Here is a 17792-nt window from a genome sequence, read left to right as displayed (position 1 = left end):
CGGGGCGGCCGGCCGCCCGCCGCGCTAGGGCCTCTCGTTCGGATCCTGCCGGGCTCGCGGGTCCGGCCCGATCCGAACGAAAGACCCTAGTCGTGCCGAGGGTCGCCGTCCTTGTCCGTCCTGTCCCTCTTGTCCGTCTTCTCGGTGCGGTTCAGGGAGTTCAGGAACTCGGGGTTGTCGTCCGGGGCGACCCAGCGCGCGGCGGTCCCGTCGTGCCCGGCCGGGGCCGGTCCGCCGGCGGCCGCGGGCCGTGCCCGGCCGGTGATCAGCCAGGCGACCGGTCCGACCAGCACCTCGCCGAAGAACAGGACGATGACCAGCCAGGCCGCCTTCGGCAGGTGGCGGACCTCGTCCTCGGGGGTGTTCAGACAGTCCACGAAGGCGTAGATCCACACCGCGAGGACCAGCAGGAACGGCAGATACCTGAGCATGGCCGCGCGTACTCCCCACGCCGTGAGACGACCCTGGTGACCCGGCCAGAGTAGCGGGTGGCCGATACTGGGACACATGGCTTACGACGATCTTCGCTCCCTGCTGCGGGCACTGGAGCGCGAGGGGGACCTCAGGCGCATCAAGGCCGAGGTCGACCCCCATCTGGAAGTCGGGGAGATCGTCGACCGGGTGCAGAAGTCCGGCGGCCCGGCGTTGCTCTTCGAGAACGTGCGCGGCTCGGACATGCCCCTGGCCATGAACGTGTACGGCACCGACCGCCGCCTGCTGAAGGCGCTTGGCCTCACGTCGTACGCCGAGATCTCCGAGCGGATCGGCGGACTGCTGCGGCCCGAGCTGCCGCACGGCTTCGTCGGGGTGCGCGAGGCGTTCGGCAAGCTCGGCGCGATGGCGCACGTGCCGCCGAGGAAGGTGAAGGACGCCCCCGTGCAGGAGGTCGTCCTGCACGGCGACGACGTCGACCTGGAGCGGCTGCCGGCGCTGTTCACCTGGCCCGAGGACGGCGGTTCCTTCTTCAACCTGGGCCTGACCCACACCAAGGACCCGGAGTCGGGCATCCGCAACCTCGGGCTCTACCGCCTCCAGCGCCACGACAAGCGCACCATCGGCATGCACTGGCAGATCCACAAGGACAGCCGCAACCACTACCAGGTGGCCGCCCGCCGGGGCGAGCGCCTGCCGGTGGCCATCGCCTTCGGCTGCCCGCCGGCCGTCACCTACGCCTCCACCGCCCCCCTCCCCGGTGACATCGACGAGTACCTGTTCGCCGGGTTCCTCGCCGGCAAGCGGATCGAGATGGTCGACTGCAAGACGGTGCCGCTCCAGGTGCCCGCGCAGGCCGAGGTGGTGCTGGAGGGCTGGCTGGAGCCCGGCGAGGTGCTCCCCGAGGGTCCGTTCGGCGACCACACCGGTTTCTACACCCCGCAGGAGCCGTTCCCGGCGCTGACCATCGACTGCGTGACCATGCGCAGGCGCCCCCTGCTCCAGTCGATCGTGGTGGGCCGCCCCCCGACGGAGGACGGTCCGCTCGGCCGGGCCACGGAACGCTTCTTCCTGCCGCTGCTGAAGATCATCGTCCCGGACATCGTGGACTACCACCTGCCGGAGGCCGGCGGTTTCCACAACTGCGCGATCGTCTCGATCGACAAGAAGTACCCGAAGCACGCGCAGAAGGTGATGCACGCCGTCTGGGGGGCGCACATGATGTCGCTCACCAAGCTGATCGTGGTCGTGGACGCCGACTGCGACGTCCACGACCTGCACGAGGTCGCCTGGCGGGCGCTCGGCAACACGGACTACGGCCGTGACCTCACGGTCGTCGAAGGCCCCGTCGACCATCTCGACCACGCCTCCTACCAGCAGTTCTGGGGCGGTAAGGCGGGCATCGACGCCACCCGGAAGTGGCCGGAGGAGGGCTACACCCGTGACGGCGGGTGGCCGGAGATGGTCCTGTCGGACCCGGATACGGCGGCCCTGGTGGACCGCCGCTGGAAGGAGTACGGACTGTGACGTCGGTGTCCGCCGCCATGCCGCGGCCGGGACGCACCAAGGCGTTCCTGCGCCTGGTGATGATCGAGCACTCGGTCTTCGCGCTGCCCTTCGCCTACATCGCCACCCTGACCGCGATGTACGCGTGGGACAGGAACATCCACTGGGTGCGCCTGCTCCTGGTCACGGTCTGCATGGTGGGCCTGCGCACCTTCGCGATGGCCGTCAACCGGATCATCGACCGCGAGATCGACGCCCGTAACCCGCGCACCGCCCACCGCGAGCTGGTGACCGGCGCGATGTCGGTGAAGCACGCCTGGACGGGCGCCCTGATCGCCCTGGTGGTCTTCCTCGGCGCGGCGGCCCTGCTGAACCCGCTGTGCCTGGCCCTGGCGCCGGTCGCGGTGGTCCCGATGGTGGTCTACCCCTACGGGAAGCGGTTCACCGACTTCCCGCAGGCCATCCTCGGTCTCGCCCAGGCCATGGGCCCCATCGGTGGCTGGCTCGCCGTCTCCGGCTCCTGGTCCTGGGACGCGGTCGTCCTCGGCCTCGCGGTGGGTATCTGGATCGGCGGCTTCGACCTGATCTACGCCTGCCAGGACGTGGAGACCGACCGTGAGGTCGGTGTCCGGTCGGTGCCGGCCCGGTTCGGGGTGCCGGCCGCGATCTGGGGCGCCCGGGCCTGCCACGCGGTGACGACGGCCCTGTTCGCCTGGTACGGCGTCGCCACCCACGCCGGTGCCTTCTTCTGGCTGGGTCTGCTGATCGTCGCCGCCGCGTTCGTCTACGAGCACCGCATCGTGCGCCCGCACGACCTGTCCCGGCTGAACCGGGCGTTCTTCTCGGTCAACGGCTTCATCGGCATTGCCCTGTTCGTGTGCGCGCTGCTGGATCTGCTGGTGCGCGGGCTCACCGTCTGAGGAGCCGGGGGACCACCGGTCCTGAGCCCCTTCGCGTCCGCCGGTACGCTCAAGGTGTGAACGCAGGAGAAACGCAGCGCGTGCCTTGGATCGTGGGGGTGTCCGGAGCTTCGGGGACGCCGTACGCGGCGGCCGTGCTGCGCGCGCTGCTGGCGGCGGGGGAAGCGGTGGACCTTGTGGTCAGCCGGGCCTCGCGGCTGACGCTGCTGGACGAGACGGGGATCTCGTTCCGCGACGCCCACTGGCAGGACGACCTGCGGGCCTGGCTGGCGCGCGGCGCCGACGGCAAGCCGGGGACCTTCGACGTGGACGTCAGCGGGGTGCGGTACTGGAACGCGGGCGACCTCGCGGCCGGCCCGTCCTCCGGGTCGTACCCGGCGAAGGGGATGCTCATCGTGCCCGCCTCCACCGCCTGTGTGGCCGGAGTGGCGCTCGGCCTGTCCAAGGACCTGCTCCAGCGCGCGGCGAGCGTCACGCTGAAGGAGCGGCGGACGCTGGTCGTGGCCGTGCGGGAGACCCCGCTGAACGGGCAGACCCTGCGGCACCTGGTGGCCCTGGACGACGCCGGCGCCGTGGTCGTCCCGGCCTCGCCCGCCTTCTACGCGGGCGCCACCCACATCCAGGACCTGGTGGACTTCGTCGGCGGCCGGGTGCTGGACGCGGCGGGCGTCGGGCACGGCCTGTACCGGCGCTGGCGGGGTGAGCTGGGCGGCGGCACGGCGGACACGTAGCAGTACGTACGTACCTCTCATCACTTCGGCAACATTCACCGGAAGGCTTCGATCGCATGGACGCGGTGGACAGGCAGCTCATCCAGGCTCTGCGGGAGAACGGCCGGGCCTCCTACGCGGAGCTGGGCCGCCTCGTGGGCCTGTCGGGCCCCAGCGTCACCGACCGCATCAACCGGCTGGAGGCGGCCGGTGTCATCACCGGCTACCGCGCGACGGTGGACTCGGCGTCGCTGGGTCTCGGCGTGACCGCCCTGATCGGCATCTCGCTGTCGGACGCCGCCGACCACGAGGACGTGGCGCAGCGGCTGCGGGACCTGCCGGAGATCGAGGACTGCTGGTTCATCGCCGGTGACGACTCCTTCATGCTCAAGGTGCGTTCGACGGACGTGGACGGCCTGGAGAAGACGATCCGGCGGCTGAGCGGCACCAAGGGCGTGTCCCGGACCCGTACCACCATCGTGTTGTCCACGAAGTGGGAGAACCGGGTCGGCGAGCTGCCGGAAGAGGTCTAGGGATACCGTTGGCCGGGTTGTCGGAGAAAGGTGTGGGCATGGACGTCGGGCTCAAGCGCGAGCTGGAGGAGAAGGTCCGTTCCGGGGAGCGGCTGACCCGCGAGGACGGCATCGCGCTGTACGAGTCGGACGACCTGGCCTGGCTGGGCGGGCTCGCCCACGAGGTGCGCACCCGCAAGAACGGTGACGTGGTGCACTTCAACGTCAACCGGCACCTGAACATGACCAACGTGTGCACGGCCTCGTGCGCGTACTGCTCGTTCCAGCGCAAGCCGGGCGAGAAGGACGCGTACACGATGCGCATCGAGGAGGCCGTGCGGCTGGCCAAGTCGATGGAGTCGGAGAACCTCACCGAGCTGCACATCGTCAACGGCCTGCACCCGAACCTGCCGTGGCGGTACTACCCGCGGTCGCTGCGGGAGCTGAAGGCGGCCCTCCCGCACGTCTCGCTGAAGGCGTTCACGGCCACCGAGATCCACCACTTCGAGACGATCTCCGGGCTGTCGGCGTCGGAGATCCTCGACGAGCTGATCGACGCGGGCCTGGAGTCCCTCACCGGCGGCGGCGCCGAGATCTTCGACTGGGAGGTCCGGCAGCACATCGTGGATCACCGCACCCACTGGGAGGACTGGTCCCGCATCCACCGCCTGGCGCACGAGAAGGGTCTGAAGACCCCGTGCACCATGCTGTACGGGCACATCGAGGAGCCGCGCCACCGCGTCGACCACGTGCTGCGGCTGCGTGAGCTCCAGGACGAGACCGGCGGCTTCCAGGTCTTCATCCCGCTGCGCTACCAGCACGACTTCGTGGACGTGCGGGACGGCAAGGTCAGGAACACCCTCCAGGCCCGCACCCGGATGGCGACGGGCGCGGAGGCGCTGAAGACGTTCGCGGTCTCCCGGCTGCTGTTCGACAACGTCCCGCACGTGAAGGTGTTCTGGGTCATGCACGGGGTGCAGACCGCGCAGCTGGCCCTCCAGCACGGCGCGGACGACATGGACGGCTCGGTCGTCGAGTACAAGATCACGCATGACGCGGACAACTACGGCACGCCGAACAAGCTGACCCGCGACGACCTTCTGGACCTGATCCGGGACGCGGGCTTCCGCCCGGTGGAGCGCAACACCCGCTACGAGATCATCCGCGAGTACGACGGCCCGGACCCGGCGCGCCGCGAGTCCCCCCAGCCGATGCGGGTCTGACCCCTCCGGGCGCGGGTCCGGGTCCCCGTCCTGGGTACCCGGGCCGCATGGCCGACACCCCTGCCCCCGAGGACGCGTACACGGCGGAGCCGTTCGTGCCGGACGGCGGCGGTCTCGCCGCCCTCCGCGAGGCCGCGGCCGGCTGCCGCGGCTGCCCCCTGCACCGGGATGCCACGCAGACGGTGTTCGGGACGGGAGCCGCGTCCGCCCGGCTGATGCTCGTGGGCGAACAGCCCGGTGACCAGGAGGACCGTCAGGGCAAACCGTTCGTGGGGCCCGCCGGCAAGCTCCTGGACCGGGCCCTGGCCGACGCCGGCCTCGACCCGGCGCAGGCGTACGTCACCAACGCGGTCAAGCACTTCAAGTTCACGCGGGCGGAACCGCGCAAGCGCCGCATCCACGAGGCGCCGAACCTGCGCGAGACGACGGCGTGCGGGCCGTGGCTGGCGGCCGAGCTGGCCCTGGTGGAGCCGGAGCTGATCGTGGTGCTGGGCGCCACGGCCGGCAAGGCCCTGCTGGGGTCGTCGTTCCGGGTGACCCAGGTGCGCGGGACCGTGCTGGAGGAGGAGATCCACGGCCGGCCGGAGCGGCTGGTACCGACCGTGCACCCGTCGGCGGTGCTGCGCGCGGACGACCGGGAGCGGGCCTACGGCGGTCTGGTCGCCGACCTGGAGGTGGCCGTGCGCGCCCTGGGCCCCGCCGGGTAAGGGTTACCATTCCCGCATGTCCCTTACCTTCACTCTGGACCCGCCGGTCACCCCCGCGCTCCGCGACGGCATCCTGGGGCTGTGGACGGACGTCACCGACGCGGGCGGGGCCGTCGGCTTCGTCGCCCCGGTGACCCGCGAGGAGGTGCGGCCCGAGCTGGTGCGGTACTTCGCGCAGATGGCCGAGGGGCGCACCCGGCTGCTCGTCGGTCACGACGACACCGGCGAGGTGGCCGCCACCGCCTTCCTCACCCGCAACACCCACCGGCTGATGACCCACTGGATCTGGCTGTACACGGTGATGGTCCCCCCGGCACCAGGGCCGGGGCCACGGCCGGGACCTGCTGGCCGCCGCCGCGGACGCCGCCCGGGGGATGGCGGGCGTCGAGGCGGTACGGCTGACCTGCCGGGGCGGGCTGGACCTGGAGCGGTTCTACGCCTCCTGCGGCTACAAGGAGGTCGGCCGGATACCGGACGCCATCCGGGTCGCGCCCGGCGACGACCGCGACGACATCGTCATGCTGCTGCCGCTCGGCTGACCCCACCCCCCTGCGTCGCCGCCCGCGGCCCGTGCTTCACTGGAAGCTGACCCCTTTTGGAATCGGACGAGTGGATTGAGATGCTCCGCTACACGTTGATGCGCCTCGGTGTCTTCGCGGGCTGCCTCCTGGTCGTCTGGGGCGCCGTCTACTCGGGCATCTTCCCGCGCGGTTTCGGCGACTCCAACCTCCTGTGGGTCCTGCTGCTCGCCCTCGTCGTCTCCGCGCCGGTCAGCTGGGTCGTGCTGCGCAAGGAGCGGGAGCGGGCCTCGGTGCAGATCGTGCACAAGGTCGACCGGATCAAGGCCAACCTGGACGCCAACCGCAGCCAGGAGGACCTGGCCGACGACACGTCCCGGGCACAGGGCGGGGCCGCCGCGCCCAACTAGGCTTGCCCTCATGGGTGGCGTCAAGACCAAACGGATGCCGAGGGCGGTACGCGAGCAGCAGATGCTCGACGCGGCCGTACGGATCTTCGGGCAACGCGGGTACATGGCCGCCTCGATGGACGAGATCGCCGAACTGGCGGGCGTGTCCAAGCCGTTGGTCTATCTGTACTTGACCTCCAAGGAATGCCTCTTCACCGCCTGCATCCGCCGTGAGGCCGCCGCGCTCACCGCGGCCGTCCGCGCGGGCGTCCGCCCGGACCTGCCCGCCGACCTCCAGCTCTGGGAAGGGCTGCGGGCGTTCTTCGCGCACACCGCCGAGCACCCCGACGGGTGGTCCGTGCTGCACCTCCAGGCCCGGACGCACGGTGAGCCCTTCGCGGCCGAGGTCGCCGCGATGCGCGCGGAGATCGTCGCGTTCGTGACCCGGCTGGTGGCGGTCGCCGCCCGCGAGGCGCACCGGGACCCCGACCTGCCCGAGCGGGAGGTGGCCGGGATCGCGGAGGCGCTGGTCGGCGCGGCGGAGTCGCTCGCCGCGTGGGCGAACACGACACCGGGGGTGAGCGCCCGGCAGTCGGCGGCGACCCTGATGAACTTCGCCTGGGCGGGCCTGGCCAACCTGATGACCGGCCACCCCTGGACCCCACCCCCGGCCGACTCCTAGGAACGACCGGTTGTTCTTCGGGTGCGGGTGCGTTGTGGCTCGCCGCGCAGTTCCCCGCGCCCCTTGGGTGGGCTGGGTGCAGCGGGCTTGAGGGGCGCGGGGAACTGCGCGAACGGCCACGACGCTCCCGCACCCGGCGATGGTGGTGCGCCCCGGGATCAGGGCAGGCACTGGACCTCGCCGGTGAGGTGGGTGCGGTCGCCGGGGCCGCGCAGGCCGAACCGCCCGCTGCCGTCGGCGACGTACGCCACCGTGCCCGGCAGCAGCACCGGCGCCCGGAACCGCGCCCGGACGAGGGCCGCGTCGGGCGTCCCGTGGGCGGCCAGGCACCGCGCGGCGCTCCACATGCCGTGGGCGACGGCGCGCGGGAAGCCGAAGAGGCGGGCGGTGAAGGGGTGCAGGTGGATGGGGTTGCGGTCACCGGAGGCGGCGCCGTACCGCCGGCCCACGTCCCCGGCGAGCCGCCACTCGGCGACGACGGGCAGCGCGTCGCTCGCGGGGCGCGCGGCGTGCCGCCCGGCGGGGGCCGGACGGCGCCGGTGCCGCGCGAGGTAGGTGCTGCGGGACTCCCACAGCGGGGCCCCGCCGGACCGCAGCGTGGTCACCACCGTGGCCTCGGTGCCGAGCCGGTGCGGTGCCAGCCCCTCGATCCACACGGCGAGTTCGTACTCCCCGCCGGCCGGCAGCGCCCTGGTACGGACGATCTCGATCGAGGTGTGGACCAGCCCCAGCAACGGCAACGGGAAGTCCCGGCCGCTCATCAGCCGCATGGCCAGCGGGAAGCCGAGGACGTGCGGGTAGGTGACCGGGAGGTCGGGCTCACCGGTGGGGAAGCCGCAGACGCGTTCGTAGGCGGTGAGCGCGACCAGGTCCACGCGCAGGCCGGGCAGCACGAGCCGGGTGCGCGGGAACGCCGCGTCGGGGGCGGGCCGCTTGAAGGGGGAGCGCAGGGCGCCGCGGGCGAGCAGCGGGGCGAGCGCGGGGGCGGTGGTGAGGGTGACGGCGCTCATGGGGTCTCCAGCGGGCTCCGGCCGGGCACCGTACCGGCGGGGTCCGGACGGCGGTCGGCCGTGTGCGACTCCCGCGCGGGTCGGTCCCGAATGCTTACTCAGGAGTAAGGTTACCGGAGGTAATTGGAGGCGGGCCACCCGTGTCCGCGGCCCCGCCCGCGAAGGTGAACGCCTCTCACATAACCCCCGAGGCTGCACATTCCCGGCCCCGGATGCTCTCCGGACCCGCACAACCCCCTCACAGCAGACCCGTACGATCACCTGCCTAACCAGCGGTAACGTCCTGCCGTCCCGGGCCCACCGCAGGTGCACGCCCGCCAGAGGAGCCGCCCGTGTCCACGCCGTACCCGCACACGTCCACCTCCTCCGGCACCCCCGTCCACGCCGTCGACTACGACGGCCGACCGGTCCTCGTCGCACCGGCGGTACGCCGGCTGGACGGCGCCGTGCGCGAGGCGTCCGTCCCCCCGTTCGCACCTCCGGTCACCCACGGCTCCCTCGCCGACCTGCCGTACGACAACGCGGAAGCCGCCCCGGACGCGACCGTCCTCAGCCGCAGACGGCCCGACGGCGGCTGGACGGAGGTGACGGCGGCCCGGTTCGCCGCCGAGGTGCAGGCGGTCGCCCGGGGCCTGATCGCCTCGGGCCTCGTGCCGGGCGACCGGATCGCGGTCATGGCCCGGACCACCTACGAGTGGACCCTGCTGGACTTCGCGGCCTGGGCGGCCGGCCTGGTCACGGTCCCGGTGTACCCGACCTCCTCCGTCTTCCAGACCCGCTGGATCCTGCACGACTCCGGCGCGGTCGCCCTGGTCACGGAGACCGTCGCGCAGGCCGCCGCCCTCGGCCCCGAACGCCCGCACCTGCCCGACCTGCGCCACGTCTGGGTGATGGACCGCGACGACGTGGCCGGGCTCGCCGCCGCGGGGGACCCGGTGCCGGACGGGGAGGTCGCCGTACGCCGGGGCATGCTCGGCCCCGACACCCTCGCCACGCTGATCTACACCTCGGGCACCACCGGCCGCCCCAAGGGCTGCGCCCTGTCGCACGGCAACTTCCTCGCCGAGGTGGACAACGCGATCGAACTCCTCCACCCGGTCTTCAAGTCCCAGGACGAGGAACCCTCGGTCCTGCTCTTCCTGCCCATGTCGCACGTCTTCGGCCGGATGGTGGCCGTCGCCTGCGTCCGCGCCCGCGTCCGCCTCGGCCACGCCCCGAGCCTGGACCCGCGCGAACTCCTGCCGGACCTGGCCGCGTTCCGGCCGACGTGCCTGCTGACCATCCCGTACATGTTGGAGAAGATCTACAACTCGGCGCGCGCCAAGTCGGAGGCCGGCGGCCGGGCGGCGGTGTTCGACCGGGCTGCGGCCGTGGCCGTCCGCTACGGCGAGGCGCTGGAGGCCCACCAGACCGGCACCGGCGGCGCCCCCGGCCGCGCCCTGAAGACGCAGCGCGGCTTCTACGACCCCCTCGTCTACCGCCGCATCCGCGCCGCGATGGGGGGCCGCGTCCGGTACGCCATCTGCGGCGGCTCCCCGCTCGGCCGCCGCCTGGCCGCGTTCTACGCGGGCGCGGGCATCGAGATCTTCGAAGGGTACGGCCTGACGGAGACCACCGGCGCGTCCACGGTGACCCCGCCGCTGAAACCCCGTCTGGGCACCGTCGGCTGGCCGCTGCCCGGCACCCGGGTGCGGATCGCGGCCGACGGGGAGATCCTGCTCGCCGGTGACCACGTGCTGCGCGGCTACTGGGATCCGCAGGCGGGCGGAGTGGTCCCGGCGACCCGGGACGGCTGGCTGCACACGGGCGACCTCGGCGAGCTGGACGACGAGGGCTACCTCACCATCACCGGCCGCAAGAAGGAACTCCTGATCACGGCGGGCGGCAAGTCGGTGGCCCCGGCCCCGCTGGAGAACTGGCTGCGCCAGCACCCCCTGATCTCCCAGGTGATGCTGGTCGGCGACGCCCGCCCGTACGTGGCCGCCCTGATCACCCTCGACCCGGACGGCATCACGCACTGGCGCCAGATGATCGGCAAGCACCCGGTCCCCCCGGAGCTCCTGGTCGGCGACCCCGAGCTGACCGAGGTCCTCCAGCGGGCCGTCGACGAGGCCAACCGTATGGTCTCCCGCCCCGAGTCCATCCGCCGCTTCGCCGTCCTCCCGGTGGACTTCACCGAGGAGGCCGGCCATCTCACCCCGTCGATGAAACTCCGCCGGGACCGCGTCCTGTCCGACTTCGCCACCGAGGTGGAGGGGCTGTACACGCGCTGAGCGCCAGCTCGACCCATACCGTCTTGCCGACCTCGCGGTCCGTGACGCCCCAGAGTGTCGCCAGCACCTGTACGACCACCAGTCCCCGCCCCGCCTCGTCCAGCAGGCCCCCGTCCAGGAAGCGCGGGCTGCGGTCCCCCCGTGTGTCGCTCACCTCGATACGCAGGGTGTCCCTCTCGGCCAGCAGTCTCAGCCGCAGCTCGAAGTCCCGCCCGGGGACACGACCGTGGGTGACGGCGTTGGCGGCCAGCTCGGCCACGACGAGCTGGGCGGTGTGGCTCAGGTCGCCGTCGTACGGGTATCCCCAGGCGGCGAGCTGACTGCCGGTCAGCCGACGCGCGAGCCGGGCCCCTCGCGGGGTCGCGCTGAGCCGTTGCGCGAGTTCGGTCGTGGGGGTGGAGATTTCAGCGTTCACATCACCGAGCGTGTCCGGTTCTCTCTACGCTGACCAGGGGTGACTCGGCGACTGTGCGTAGTCGTACGGGTGCGGCTCGTTGGTGTACGGCTCGTCGGAGGTGGCGTTGTGGAAGAACAGGAGCGGAGGCCGGAGACACCCGCGGAGGAGAACGGGGCGACTGCGGTGTTCGTCGTACTGGGCAAGCAGTTGAGGCTGATGCGGGAGCGCGCTGGCCTTAGTCAGCGGGAGTTCGGCAGCCTGGTGAACTTCGGCCCCGACCAGATCTCCGCGATGGAGCGGGGGGTGCGGACACCTCGGCCGGAGTTCTTGCAGAGGGCGGACGAGATCCTAGGTGCCGGGGGACTGCTGAATGAGGTCATTCCGCAAGTCGAGGAGGCGATGGCCAAGGCGCGTACGCGGCACCCCGAGTGGTACCGAGGGTATGCCGAGCTGGAAGCGCAGGCGGTCTCCCTGCACGACTACAGCACCATGGGTGTGCTGGGCCTTCTCCAGACCGAGGAGTATTCACGCGCGGTCTTCACTCAGCGACACCCGCCTCTGGACGAGGAGACGATCGAGAGGCGGGTAGCGGACCGGCTCTCACGTCAACAAGCCTTCGAGCAATGGCCGCTGACGGAATTCAGCTTCGTCATGGAGCAGGCCGTGCTGGAGCGTCCGATCGGCGGCCCAGAGGTGCACGCCGAGCAGCTCCGCCAGTTACTGCGCATCGGTCGTATGCGTAATGTGCAGCTACAGGTGATGCCAACAAATCGACACGAACACCCTTCTCTTGACAATTCGTTCAGCTTGCTGACGCCGAAGGGTAAGGAGCAGGTGGGTTACATGGAGAGTCACGGCTACCCGCGTTTGATCACCAACAGGGAGGAGGTCCGTGTTCTCGATGCTCGCTATGGGATCATCCGGGCGCAGGCCCTCAACCCGGATGAGTCCCTGGCCCTGATCGAGGAGATGCTGGGAGAGTGATGATCATAGAGAAGTTGAGCTGGTTCAAGAGCAGTTACAGCAGCGGCGAGGGTGGCCAGTGCCTCGAACTCGCCTACACCTGGCGCAAGTCGACTCACAGCGACGGTGAAGGCGGCGATTGCGTGGAGGTCGCCGCCCACCCCACCGCCATCCACGTCCGTGACTCGAAGCGGCCCGCCGCCGCTCACCTCACCGTCACGCCGGCCGCCTGGTCAGCCTTTCTTCTGGGTGAGCAGGAACGCCTGGGGGGCTGACTCGGCCAGAGCCTCCTCGCGTTGGCGCACGGTGCTGGAGCGGAGGTCGAACCCGGCGTCGGTCAGCAGCTCGGCCATCCGGTCGGGGTGGCGCCGGTGGAAGTCGAGTACCACGGGCCGCCCCCAGGGACGGTCGAGCCGCAGTGGGGCCTCGCCCGTCTGGAAGGCGAGCAGGAGCAGGCCGCCGGGAGCCAGCACGCGGTGGAACTCGGCGAACAGCGCGGGGAGTTCGTCCGCCGGTGTGTGGATGCTGGAGTACCAGGAGACGGCTCCGGCGAGCGTGCCGTCGGCCAGGGGGAGGTCCAGCATGGAGCCCTGCTGGAAGCGCAGCCCGGGGAAGTCGCGGCGGGCGACGGCGACCATGGACGCGGAGAGGTCGAGGCCGTGGACGGTCAGGCCCAGGCCGGCGAGGTGCGCGGTGACGGCGCCGGGACCGCAGCCGAGGTCGGCGACCGTGCCGCCGGGGCCGACCTGTTCGGCGTACGCGGCGAGCAGCGCCCGTTCCAGCGGCCGGTCGGCGAGCGGGTCGCGGAAGTGGGCGGCGTAGTCCTCGGCGACGGCGTCGTAGAAGGTGCGGGTGGCGGTGAGGAAGTCGGTACCGGTCATGGGGAGGGACCGTAGCGGGCCCCGCTGACACCGCCCCCGGGGTCAGACGCCCGGACGGGTGGCGTTCCAGCCGTGTTCCAGGAGGTCGAAGGCGCTTTCGACGGCCGTCCGGGGATCGGCGCTCGCGCGGGCGAGTGCGGCGGTCTCAAGGGCGAAATGGGCCAGTGCCGCACAGGTGGGGTCCCCCTGCGGGGCGTCGCTCGCCTCGGTGATGGCCTGTGTGAGCGCGCCCTCGTGCCGCATCCACATGCGGTGGGCGTACTCGCTCAACGCCGGGGTGGAGCGGATGAGTTCGAGGAATCGTTCCATTTCGGCGTCCTGGTAGACGGCCGTCCCGGCCAGCACGTACTCCCGGAGGGCGGCGAGGACCGGCCGGCCCGCGGGGCGCCGGCGGACGGCGTCGAGCAGGCCGGTCTCCCGGTCGGCGTCCAGGTCGAAGACGAGCGCTTCCTTGCTGGGGAAGTGCTTGAAGAGCGTGGCGGTCGAGACATCCGCGGCGTCGGCGATCTCGCGGATGCCCACGTCGTCGTAGCCGCGCTCCAGGAACAGGCGCAGTGCCGCGTCGGCGATGGCCTTGCGGGTCGCCGCCTTCTTGCGCTCACGGCGTCCCGGGCTCTGCGGTTCGCGTGTCTGTGTCGCTCCCATGCCGGTACTCTACGCCGGATGCGAGTCGAATCAAAAAGGAGAGTCGTTGCACTTTTAGAGTCGTTGTGGTTCGGTGAGGTGGTCGCCGCGTGTGCCGCCTCCGGCCGCCGGCTGCACCCAACTCGCCCCCGACTCCCCGACGGAGTGATTGGTCATGTCCGCGTCTCCCGAATCTCCCGCGCCCCCCGCCGCCGTCCCCACGGCCACGGAGGGCCCGCCCGGGAACGTCCGCCCGGTCCTGTTCGGCGTCATGCTCGCGATGCTGCTCGCGATGCTCGACAACATGGTGGTGGGCACCGCGATGCCCACGATCGTCGGCGATCTCGGCGGTCTGGAACACATCTCCTGGGTGGTGACCGCCTACACCCTGGTGACCGCCGTCACCACCCCGGTCTGGGGAAAGTTCGGCGACCTGTTCGGCCGCAAACCCATGTACCTGGCCTCGATCGCCGTGTTCCTCGCCGGCTCCGCGCTGTGCGGCGCCGCCCGGTCCATGCCCGAACTGATCGCCTTCCGCGCGCTCCAGGGCGTCGGCGCGGGCGGCGTCGGCGCGGGTGCCTTCGCCCTCATCGCCACGCTCGTACCGCCGCGCGAACGGGGCAGGTACCAGGGCATGACCGCCTCCGTCATGGCGATCGGCACCATCGGCGGCCCGCTCCTCGGCGGCTTCGTCACCGGGCACTGGGGCTGGCGCTGGGCCTTCTACGTCAACCTGCCGCTCGGCCTGGTGTCCCTGGTGTGGCTGTGGCGGATGCTGCACGTGCCCGCCCGGCGCATCCGGGCGAGGATCGACCGGCTGGGCATCGCCCTGCTGACGGTCACCATCAGCGCGACCGTGCTGGCCGCGACCTGGGCGGGCACCACCTACGCGTGGGGCTCCTGGCAGATCGTCACACTGGGCGCCACCGCCGTGCTCGGGCTGGCCCTGTTCGTCCGCGTGGAGCGCCGGGCCGCGGAACCCGTGCTGCCGCCGGCGATCTTCACCGGACACCGCAACTTCCCGCTGGCCACCGTGCTGCTGCTGGCCGCCGGAGTGGTCATGTTCGGTGCCGGCCTCTATCTGCCGCTGTTCCAGCAGACCGTCCAGGGCGCCTCGGCCGCCGACTCAGGCCTGTTGCTGCTGCCCCTGATGGTCCCCGTCGTGATCGTCTCCACGCTCGCGGGCAAGGTCATGTCCGCCACCGGCAGGTACAAGATCTTCCCGGTCCTGGGCGCCGGCCTCCTCACCGTCGGGCTCGGATCCCTCTCGACGATGGGGACCGACACGTCCCGGTTTCTGACCTGCGCGTACATGGTCGTCGTCGGTACCGGGCTCGGCCTCACCCAGCAGATGGCCGGCACCATCGCCCAGAACAGCGTCGACATGCGGGACATGGGGGCCGCCATGAGCACGGTCACCCTCTTCCGCACCGTGGGCGGCTCCCTCGGCGTCGCGGTCTTCGGTTCCCTGTTCACCCGCGCCGTCCGGCCCGACCTGCCCGGCGCCGGTACCGGGGGTGGGGCGCACGCACCGGCCCACCTGCCCACGGGGGCCCGGGACGCCTACCTGAACGCGGTCGCCGGCGGCACCCACCAGATCTTCCTCACCGGGGCGGTCCTGTGCGCGGCCGCGTTCGTCGCGGCGCTCTGCGTCGTGGAGACCCCGCTCCGCGGGGCGGGCCCGCCGAGCGGCCCCGGGAAGACCGCCGCGCCGAGTACCGCGGTGAAGTGAAGCGGAATTGAACGGGAAAAGGCAGGAGCCCCGTTGCCGGAAGGCGCGGGGCTCCTTGGGTACTGCACTCAGGTTCTGCGATCAGGGAGCGATCAGACGGGGGTGACGTTCTCCGCCTGCGGACCCTTCGGGCCCTGCGTCACGTCGAAGGAGACCGCCTGGTTCTCCTCCAGCGAACGGAAACCCTGCGCGTTGATCGCGGAGTAGTGGACGAAGACGTCGGGGCCGCCGCCCTCCTGGGCGATGAAGCCAAAGCCCTTTTCGGCGTTGAACCACTTCACGGTTCCGGTAGCCATAAGCCCTCCCTGGGCTCAAAAGGGTTGCCCTGCTCCAGAACCTGCACGTGCGTAACGGTGCTGCACAACTGCATTCGTCTGAAAACGACGAGAGCCCGCGGTCACATGCTCCGCAGGCTCTGTACTGCAAGGGAAACCAAACTGCAACTTGCGGCGAGCCTAGCACGCGGCTCGCCGAAAGCAATAGAGGTCAAGATCACGTCACCCGGATGTTTGAACGCCCCGTCGCCCGGTCGACGGCGGGGCCGGTCCGGGCGCCCGACGGGACGGGGTCTAGTCTCGCGATGTGGACAATCCTCGCACCCGGCCGCGCGTCGGCCACATCCAGTTCCTGAACTGCCTCCCCCTGTACTGGGGGCTCGCGAGAACCGGCACGCTCCTCGACTTCGACCTGACGAAGGACACGCCGGAGAAGCTCAGCGAACGGCTCGTGCGCGGCGAACTCGACATCGGTCCCGTCACCCTGGTCGAGTTCCTCAAGCACACCGACCAGTTGGTCGCCTTCCCCGACATCGCCGTCGGCTGCGACGGCCCGGTGATGTCCTGCGTGATCGTCTCCCAGGTCCCGCTGGACCGGCTGGACGGCGCCCGCGTCGCCCTCGGCTCCACCTCGCGCACCTCCGTCCGGCTCGCGCAGCTCCTGCTCGCCGAGCGGTACGGCGTCGAGCCCGAGTACTACACCTGCCCGCCCGACCTGAGCCTGATGATGCAGGAGGCCGAGGCCGCCGTCCTCATCGGCGACGCCGCGCTGCGCGCCAACCTCCTCGACGGCCCCCGCTACGGGCTCGAGGTGCACGACCTCGGCGCGCTGTGGAAGGAGTGGACCGGCCTGCCGTTCGTCTTCGCGGTGTGGGCGGCCCGCCGGGACTACCTGGAGCGCGAGCCGCTCATCACCCGCAGGGTCCACGAGGCCTTCCTCGACTCCCGCAACCTCTCCCTGGAGGAGGTCGACAAGGTCGCCGAACAGGCCGCCCGCTGGGAGGCCTTCGACGAGGCGACCCTCGCCCAGTACTTCACCACCCTCGACTTCAGCTTCGGCGCCCCGCAGTTGGCGGCCGTCACCGAGTTCGCCCGCCGGGTCGGCCCCACCACGGGCTTCCCGGCCGACGTGCACGTCGAACTGCTCCAGCCGTAGGGAGCGGACCGGCCCCGCGAGCGGTGAGTGCCGCCCGAACCGGGTAGGGACCCGGGACGGACGGGGCGACGGGGGTGGAGGACGTGGAGCCGACCACGGGGACGCTGGTGCTCGCCGCCGGGGTGTGGGGCGCCCTGGCGGGCACGCTGCTGCCCCGCGCCGTCCACCGGTTCGCCGTCCCGGCCGGCGAGCCCTGGCGCGCCCACTGCCCCGGCGGCCACCCGGTCCGCGGCTGGCTCGGTCCCGCGCGGTGCGCCCGGTGCCGCGCGGACGGCGGGGCGCGCGCCGAGCCCCGCGCGAACCCCTCGTGCACCTCACCCGGCGTTCCCTCCGCGCCGCTCCTCGCCACCGCCACCGCGCTCGTCTGCGCCGCCCTCGCCGCCGCCACCGGCACCCGGCCCGAACTGGCGGTCTGGCTGCTGCTCGCGCCCGCCGGCGTCCTGCTGGCCGCCGTGGACCTCCGGGTGCGGCGGCTGCCCGACCCGCTGACGCTGCCGCTGGCCGCCGCCGCCCTCGCCCTGCTCGGCCCCGCCGCACTGCTCCCCGAACACGCCGGCCACTGGACCACCGCCCTGCTCGGTGCCCTCGCCCTCGGCGCCGGCTACTGCGTGCTGCACCTGCTCAACCCCGCCGGCATGGGGTTCGGCGACGTGAAACTCGCCCTGGGGGCGGGCGCCGTGCTCGGCTGGTACGGCTGGCCCACCGTGCTGCTCGGCACCTTCACCGGCTTCCTGCTCGGCGCCCTCTACGGCGGCGCGCTCGTCCTGGCCCGGCGCGCGGGCCGCCGGACCGGCGTACCGTTCGGACCGTTCCTGCTGGCCGGCGTCCTCACCGGAGTGCTGATCGGCGCGTACGCGGCCTGAGGTCGGCGCGGGAAACCCG

Annotated in this window: 20 protein-coding genes and 1 pseudogene; 15 read left to right on the top strand and 6 right to left on the bottom strand. The window is 71.7% G+C overall.

The window, feature by feature from the left end:
• Nucleotides 1–86: 86 nt before the first annotated feature.
• The gene (locus ACIQVT_RS28565) at nucleotides 87–431 is read right to left on the bottom strand and encodes a PLD nuclease N-terminal domain-containing protein (RefSeq protein ID WP_403760091.1); all 345 of its coding nucleotides are present in this window, start codon (nucleotides 429–431) and stop codon (nucleotides 87–89) included.
• A 76-nt stretch (nucleotides 432–507) separates the two neighbouring features.
• Here ACIQVT_RS28565 and ACIQVT_RS28560 point away from each other — a divergent pair, with 76 nt between their 5' ends.
• The 9 genes and pseudogenes from ACIQVT_RS28560 (at nucleotide 508) to ACIQVT_RS28520 (ending at nucleotide 7599) form a co-directional block, all read left to right on the top strand.
• Nucleotides 508–1959 carry a menaquinone biosynthesis decarboxylase gene (locus ACIQVT_RS28560; RefSeq protein ID WP_403760089.1) on the top strand — a complete coding sequence of 484 codons (1452 nt, stop codon included), beginning with the start codon at nucleotides 508–510 and terminating at the stop codon, nucleotides 1957–1959.
• Nucleotides 1956–2858: a menaquinone biosynthesis prenyltransferase MqnP gene (mqnP, locus tag ACIQVT_RS28555; RefSeq protein ID WP_403760086.1), complete on the top strand. Its 903-nt coding sequence runs from the start codon at nucleotides 1956–1958 to the stop codon at nucleotides 2856–2858. The genes ACIQVT_RS28560 and mqnP overlap by 4 nt, the downstream gene beginning before the upstream one ends.
• Nucleotides 2859–2938: 80 nt before the next feature.
• The gene (locus ACIQVT_RS28550; RefSeq protein WP_403760083.1) at nucleotides 2939–3589 is read left to right on the top strand and encodes a UbiX family flavin prenyltransferase; all 651 of its coding nucleotides are present in this window, start codon (nucleotides 2939–2941) and stop codon (nucleotides 3587–3589) included.
• A gap of 56 nt (nucleotides 3590–3645) precedes the next feature.
• Nucleotides 3646–4101, top strand: coding sequence for an Lrp/AsnC family transcriptional regulator (locus ACIQVT_RS28545; RefSeq protein WP_171153854.1), 456 nt, complete (start codon nucleotides 3646–3648; stop codon nucleotides 4099–4101).
• Between the two features lie 38 nt (nucleotides 4102–4139).
• Nucleotides 4140–5303 (top strand): aminofutalosine synthase MqnE, encoded by a 1164-nt coding sequence (gene mqnE / locus ACIQVT_RS28540; protein WP_403760079.1) that lies wholly within the window; start codon nucleotides 4140–4142, stop codon nucleotides 5301–5303.
• A gap of 47 nt (nucleotides 5304–5350) precedes the next feature.
• On the top strand, nucleotides 5351–6010 hold the full coding sequence (locus tag ACIQVT_RS28535) for a UdgX family uracil-DNA binding protein (protein WP_403760076.1): 660 nt from the start codon (nucleotides 5351–5353) through the stop codon (nucleotides 6008–6010).
• Between the two features lie 16 nt (nucleotides 6011–6026).
• Nucleotides 6027–6549: pseudogene (locus tag ACIQVT_RS28530) on the top strand (GNAT family N-acetyltransferase).
• Nucleotides 6550–6629: 80 nt separating this feature from the next.
• Nucleotides 6630–6938: a DUF4229 domain-containing protein gene (locus tag ACIQVT_RS28525; protein ID WP_403760073.1), complete on the top strand. Its 309-nt coding sequence runs from the start codon at nucleotides 6630–6632 to the stop codon at nucleotides 6936–6938.
• Nucleotides 6939–6948: 10 nt separating this feature from the next.
• A complete protein-coding gene (locus ACIQVT_RS28520) occupies nucleotides 6949–7599 on the top strand; it encodes a TetR/AcrR family transcriptional regulator (RefSeq protein ID WP_403760070.1) in 651 nt (216 codons plus the stop codon).
• A gap of 158 nt (nucleotides 7600–7757) precedes the next feature.
• Here ACIQVT_RS28520 and ACIQVT_RS28515 read toward each other — a convergent pair whose 3' ends face one another.
• A complete protein-coding gene (locus tag ACIQVT_RS28515; protein ID WP_403760067.1) occupies nucleotides 7758–8609 on the bottom strand; it encodes a MaoC family dehydratase in 852 nt (283 codons plus the stop codon).
• 332 nt (nucleotides 8610–8941) lie between these two features.
• Between ACIQVT_RS28515 and ACIQVT_RS28510 the strand changes: the two genes are divergently transcribed.
• Complete coding sequence (locus ACIQVT_RS28510; RefSeq protein ID WP_403760064.1) at nucleotides 8942–10882, top strand: AMP-dependent synthetase/ligase; 1941 nt, start codon at nucleotides 8942–8944, stop codon at nucleotides 10880–10882.
• Here ACIQVT_RS28510 and ACIQVT_RS28505 read toward each other — a convergent pair.
• Nucleotides 10803–11297 carry an ATP-binding protein gene (locus tag ACIQVT_RS28505; protein WP_403760061.1) on the bottom strand — a complete coding sequence of 165 codons (495 nt, stop codon included), beginning with the start codon at nucleotides 11295–11297 and terminating at the stop codon, nucleotides 10803–10805. The genes ACIQVT_RS28510 and ACIQVT_RS28505 overlap by 80 nt on opposite strands.
• 108 nt (nucleotides 11298–11405) lie before the next feature.
• On the opposite strand from ACIQVT_RS28505, the gene ACIQVT_RS28500 reads away from it, so the two are divergent.
• Together ACIQVT_RS28500 and ACIQVT_RS28495 are read left to right on the top strand one after the other, a co-directional pair.
• Nucleotides 11406–12263 (top strand): helix-turn-helix domain-containing protein, encoded by an 858-nt coding sequence (locus tag ACIQVT_RS28500; RefSeq protein ID WP_403760058.1) that lies wholly within the window; start codon nucleotides 11406–11408, stop codon nucleotides 12261–12263.
• Entirely contained in the window at nucleotides 12263–12517 is a 255-nt protein-coding gene (locus ACIQVT_RS28495; protein WP_403760055.1) for a DUF397 domain-containing protein, read from the top strand. The genes ACIQVT_RS28500 and ACIQVT_RS28495 overlap by 1 nt, the downstream gene beginning before the upstream one ends.
• On the opposite strand, the gene ACIQVT_RS28490 is transcribed toward ACIQVT_RS28495, so the two are convergent.
• Both ACIQVT_RS28490 and ACIQVT_RS28485 read right to left on the bottom strand, forming a co-directional pair.
• On the bottom strand, nucleotides 12476–13123 hold the full coding sequence (locus ACIQVT_RS28490; protein ID WP_403760052.1) for a class I SAM-dependent methyltransferase: 648 nt from the start codon (nucleotides 13121–13123) through the stop codon (nucleotides 12476–12478). The two genes, ACIQVT_RS28495 and ACIQVT_RS28490, sit on opposite strands and share 42 nt — an antisense overlap.
• 42 nt (nucleotides 13124–13165) lie before the next feature.
• The gene (locus ACIQVT_RS28485; RefSeq protein ID WP_403760049.1) at nucleotides 13166–13768 is read right to left on the bottom strand and encodes a TetR/AcrR family transcriptional regulator; all 603 of its coding nucleotides are present in this window, start codon (nucleotides 13766–13768) and stop codon (nucleotides 13166–13168) included.
• Between the two features lie 154 nt (nucleotides 13769–13922).
• On the opposite strand from ACIQVT_RS28485, the gene ACIQVT_RS28480 reads away from it, so the two are divergent.
• Complete coding sequence (locus ACIQVT_RS28480; protein ID WP_403760046.1) at nucleotides 13923–15479, top strand: MDR family MFS transporter; 1557 nt, start codon at nucleotides 13923–13925, stop codon at nucleotides 15477–15479.
• Nucleotides 15480–15571: 92 nt separating this feature from the next.
• On the opposite strand, the gene ACIQVT_RS28475 is transcribed toward ACIQVT_RS28480, so the two are convergent.
• A complete protein-coding gene (locus ACIQVT_RS28475; RefSeq protein ID WP_073499902.1) occupies nucleotides 15572–15775 on the bottom strand; it encodes a cold-shock protein in 204 nt (67 codons plus the stop codon).
• A 286-nt stretch (nucleotides 15776–16061) separates the two neighbouring features.
• Here ACIQVT_RS28475 and ACIQVT_RS28470 point away from each other — a divergent pair, with 286 nt between their 5' ends.
• Complete coding sequence (locus tag ACIQVT_RS28470; protein WP_403760041.1) at nucleotides 16062–16910, top strand: menaquinone biosynthetic enzyme MqnA/MqnD family protein; 849 nt, start codon at nucleotides 16062–16064, stop codon at nucleotides 16908–16910.
• Between the two features lie 83 nt (nucleotides 16911–16993).
• Nucleotides 16994–17773: a prepilin peptidase gene (locus tag ACIQVT_RS28465; RefSeq protein WP_403760038.1), complete on the top strand. Its 780-nt coding sequence runs from the start codon at nucleotides 16994–16996 to the stop codon at nucleotides 17771–17773.
• The last annotated feature ends 19 nt before the right edge of the window (nucleotides 17774–17792 follow it).

The sequence above is a fragment of the Streptomyces sp. NPDC100445 genome, from assembly GCF_044759735.1.
Taxonomy (GTDB): Bacteria; Actinomycetota; Actinomycetes; order Streptomycetales; family Streptomycetaceae; genus Streptomyces.
The sequence above is the reverse complement of the archived record's forward strand: the minus strand, read 5'-3'. Positions and strand labels throughout refer to the sequence as shown.